Source organism: Sphingorhabdus sp. (assembly GCF_046596595.1).
Lineage (GTDB): Bacteria > Pseudomonadota > Alphaproteobacteria > Sphingomonadales > Sphingomonadaceae > Sphingorhabdus_B.
On record NZ_JBKJMB010000035.1, the window covers coordinates 1 to 4583 of the forward strand.

General features: G+C 52.7%; 3 protein-coding genes. 1 reads left to right on the forward strand and 2 read right to left on the reverse strand.

What is annotated here, in order from left to right:
- Positions 1-114: 114 nt before the first annotated feature.
- A complete protein-coding gene (ligD, locus tag ACLL9E_RS02960) occupies positions 115-2583 on the reverse strand; it encodes a DNA ligase D (protein WP_411290252.1) in 2469 nt (822 codons plus the stop codon).
- 6 nt (positions 2584-2589) lie between these two features.
- Complete coding sequence (locus ACLL9E_RS02965) at positions 2590-3480, reverse strand: Ku protein (protein ID WP_411290253.1); 891 nt, start codon at positions 3478-3480, stop codon at positions 2590-2592.
- 284 nt (positions 3481-3764) lie between these two features.
- Between ACLL9E_RS02965 and ACLL9E_RS02970 the strand changes: the two genes are divergently transcribed.
- On the forward strand, positions 3765-4583 hold an 819-nt coding region (locus ACLL9E_RS02970), incomplete at its 3' end, for a PAS domain-containing protein (protein ID WP_411290254.1).

Consider the following 4583-nt stretch of genomic DNA (forward strand, 5'->3'; position numbering starts at 1 on the left):
AGAAAAAGCTGAGTATTGAGCAAGCGGCTGAAGAGGCGACCAAAGTGATCGAGGCGGACGCAAAGGCTGAAATCGATGCAATCGCCCCGCCCAGCGTTGAAACGTCGCAATAATCTACGCTGAGGGAAGCTTTTGTTTCTTCGTCGCCCACTTACGGAGACCTGCAGATCCAGCCCGTGCAACTATGGCATCAATGTCGTTCAGCGAATGAGTCGAAGCGCTCTTGATGTCCGGTAGTTCATCCCATGTAATGGGCATAGCGACAGGCGCGCCTTCGCGGGCCCGCACGGTCCATGGCTGCACTGCGGTAGCGCCGCGCTGGTTGCGCAGCCAATCGATGAATATCCGGCCCTTGCGTTCGGCCTTGCGGATGTTCGCCGTAAATATTTCGGGCTTGGCTTGAGCAAGGGCGCGGGCGAAGCGGCTGGAGAAATCCTTGACCGTAGGCCAATCGTCCGAGCTGTCGAGCGTGACGACAACGTGAATGCCCTTCCCGCCGGATAGCATGGCACTGCTTTCCAAACCCAAATGCGATAATTCAGTTTTGATGAGCAAGGCTGCTTTTTTTACAGCGTCAAAATCCAGCCCGACATCTGGATCGAGATCAAAAATCAGCTTGTCGGGTTTCTCAAAGTCAGGAACCCGAGCGCCCCATCCGTGGAATTCAATCGCGCCCATCTGAACACAGCCAACTATCCCTTCGGCATTGTCAACGTAGAGATAGTCGTCACTATCGCCGTCTTTGTCCTTAATGGCGATATGGTGCACGTCAGGACCAAATGTGCCTGCATCATGCTTTTGGAAAAAGCATTGCTTGGCGCGCCCCTGCGGACAGCGCACGACACTCAATGGCCGGTTGGACATGTTGCGCAATATGGCATCAGACAGCAGAGCATAATAGTCGGCCAAGGCCCCCTTATTGATGCCCGATTCAGGGAAGATCACGCGGTCTCTGTTGGTAATTTTGATGCCCAATGGCAGTCGTTCTTTGCTGCTTGAAGCCGTTTCCGGCTTCACCTCACGCGCAGGCTTGTCTTCGCGCAGTCCAATAAAACTGGCGTGCCGTAACACCCCGCCATTTTCCAACGACGCGGTCAGTTCCGCATAAGCAATTTCCGCAACCAGTTCAGGTTTCAACCACGTTGCGCCGTGTGAGGACGCCTTCGGCACCTCGGCGGGTGCCGTTGTCTGCGCGAGTGGCTGCATTCTCTCCAGCAGGTCATTTATCAGCGACACGGTAAAACCCGTGCCAACCTTGCCCGCATAATGCAGTTCATCACCCACCCAACTGCCGAGCAAAAGAGACTTAAATCCACGCGCTTTGTCACTTTTGCTAAAGCCGATAATGACAAATTCCTGCCGCGCGGTGCATTTGACCTTTAACCAATTGCGTGTGCGCTTTCCGCTGTAGGGTGCATCCGCCTTTTTGGAGATGATGCCCTCATATCCCTTACCGCATAATGTCGTAAACAGCTTCTCGCCCTGGTGCACATGATCGGCCATAAACACTATTTTGCTTTCAGCAGCGTCGCTCAGAAGCTCTTGCAGCTTCTCTTTGCGCGCGAGATTCGAAGATGATCGGATGGACTTCCCGTTGCATTCCAACAGATCAAAAGCGAAATAGGCCAGTTTTCCCGGCTCTCCCTTTAAAACCGACTGAAGGCGCGAGAAACTGGGGCGGCCTTCTGAATCCAGTGCGACTATTTCACCGTCGATTAAGCACGACGGCAATTCCAGCTTACGGACTTCCTCGACGATAGGTTCAAATTTTTCTGACCAATCAAGCCCGCTGCGGGTATATGCGCGGACGTCGCTCCCGCTTGCAGCAACGAGGCAGCGGTAGCCGTCATATTTGACCTCATGTATCCAGCCCTTACCCTCAGGAACGCTGTCGACCAACGAGGCAAGTTGAGGCTCGCTGAAAATGGGAAGCCGACCGCGCGCCTTTTTCGGACCCGATTTTGGTTTCGCTTTTTTTGCTGCTTTGGCTTTTGTTCCCATCACCTTGCCCGACGCGATTTCGCTCATCGTTCGACCGGTGCTGATGCTCGTCAATTCAGAACCGACAAGGTCGATAGTGTCACTGGCTGCATCATCCTGTATTTTGCGCAGCAGCCAGTTTTCGCGTTTCTCTTTTCCGCGCGGTTTCATCCGGACAAGCAGCCATTCGCCCTTCATGCGTTGCCCGAACAAATGAAAGTGCAGATGCCCCTCTTCGATGGTCACGTTCGGATCCTTGCCCGGAACGGATTCCCAATGGCCTGTGTCCCACAGCATCACCGTGCCACCGCCATATTCGCTTTGGGCAATGATCCCTTCAAACTCCGCGTAGGAAATGGGATGGTCCTCGGTTCGGACCGCAAGCCGTTTATCGTCTGGGTTAAGGCTTGGACCGCGCGTGACTGCCCAGCTTGTCAGAACACCGCCTAGTTCAAGCCGGAAGTCGAAATGCAGTCGTGTCGCGTCATGCTTTTGCACCATGAAAATACGGCCATCGGATTTGCCAAGCTCGCCCTTTGGTTCCGCGGTAATCTTGAAGTTACGCTTCTTATTGTACGCTGCGAGTGGGTCCTTGGTCGCCATGCGGCACTACGCGGATTTGCGCGCTGGCGAGCGTTTTGTCGCCGGTTCCGCTTTCGCACGCGCGGGTTTTGATGCTCTGGTGGGCTTAGTTTTGCGTTTGGTCGTCCCGGCACCTTCGCCCAACGAGTTTTTGAGCGCTGCCATCAGGTCGACGACATTGCCACCAGCCGGACGATCCGGCTCGTCTTCAGCCTCGATTTTCGCGCCTTTGTTCTTGAGCTTTTTGTCGATCAAAGACTTCAGTGCATCGACATATCTATTCTTATATTCACCCGCATCAAAGGTACCGCTTTTCTTCTCGATGAGGTCGGTAGCAAGGCTCAGCAAATCCCCGTCTGGCTTTGTCTTGCCGATGCCATGGAAGTAGGATGACGCTTTGTGCAATTCCTCATCATAACGCAGCGTTTCAAGCACAAGGCCAGCACCGCACGGCTTAAGGCTCACAATATATTCACGCCCGCGCAAGGCAAGCTGTCCAATACCTATCTTGCGCGTTTGTTTCAAAGCTTCACGCAAAACGATAAATGCTTCCTCGGCCAGTTCGTCCGAGGGCACGACATAATAAGGTTTTTCGAAATAAATGGGGTCAATGTCATCCTGCGCCACAAATTGCGAAAGGATTAGGGTCTTTTTGCTTTCAAGCTTGACCGCGTCAATTTCATCTTCGTCCAACAGGACGAAGTTACCCTTTTTATACTCATAGCCCTTCATGATTTCATCTGAATCGACGGGGCCAATACCCGTGACAACCTTGTCATAATGAATGGGCTTGCCTGACGGTTCGTGAATTTGACGGAACGATATGCTTGGGCCGCTGCGCGCCGCGGAGTAGATTTCCACAGGGATCGAAACGAGAGCAAGTCTGATTTGTCCCTGCCAATAGGGTCTGGCAGCCATGTTAAACCCGTCTCAAAACGATAAAATTCATCACGTAATCGCTCCATCTCATAGGCCGATATGCAAAATGGATGGCACGTAAGAAGGTTCCGTATGCGTGCATGATCCGCAAAACTGTGCACATTTATCTTCAAAAAAACCAAATCTCGTTTTGTGCTGGAACAAAATCGCCTCTCAATCGCTAATGCGCTAAACAAAAACCGCGTCGGCGGTCATCTGATCAGTTTTTTGGATAAAGAGGGGTCGAAGTTCTCAGCTTATGTGCAAATTTGGGGAACGCACAGGTGGCAGATGAAAATCTATCGTTTCGACTGGTCGCGGATTCAGCACCAGTTCCCATGTGGGTCACCCAACCGGATGGCAACCGCCTGTTCGTAAACAAGGCATATGTTACCTTTCTGGGGTGCAGCTATGACGAAGCAGTCCGGTTTGATTGGCGTACAATTATTCATCCCGATGACGCTGCGACAATACTTCAACGATCCCTGACTGGCGAAACCAGCCTTAAACCATTCACGCTTGAAGGCCGTTACAGACGCGGCGACGGTGAGTGGCGTTGGATTAATTCCATTTCAAACCCCCGGTGGGATGAAGAGGGTCAACACTGCGGCTTCATTGGGATTGCCCATGATGTAACTGAAGCCAAAATGGCAGAACTGGCTTTGCGTCAACGTGAGGCCGAATTTTCTGCCATCGTCAACCAATCCGCAGCCGGTTTTGCCCAAACCGATCTGTCCGGCAGGTTCACGCTCGTCAGTGACCATTTCTGCACAATTTGCGGGTGGGACCGTTCGCAATTGATGGGGCAAACAATGCTGGATATTACGCATCCAGACGATCGCGTCGCGAACCTGTCCTTATTTGAAAAGCTCGTTGCCGACGGAACGCCTTTCAATATTGAAAAACGTTATCTGCGACCCGACGGAAGCCTTGTCTGGGTCAGCAACTCTGTTTCTTTAATTCGACGCGAAGACGGCAGGCCACAAAGCGTCCTTGCCGTGTCTCTGGATATCACCGAGCGGCGAAAGAGTGAAATCGCGTTGAAACGGACATCGGAAAGCATGCGCCTTGCGGTTGAAGGCGCTGGCATGGCGACATGGGAA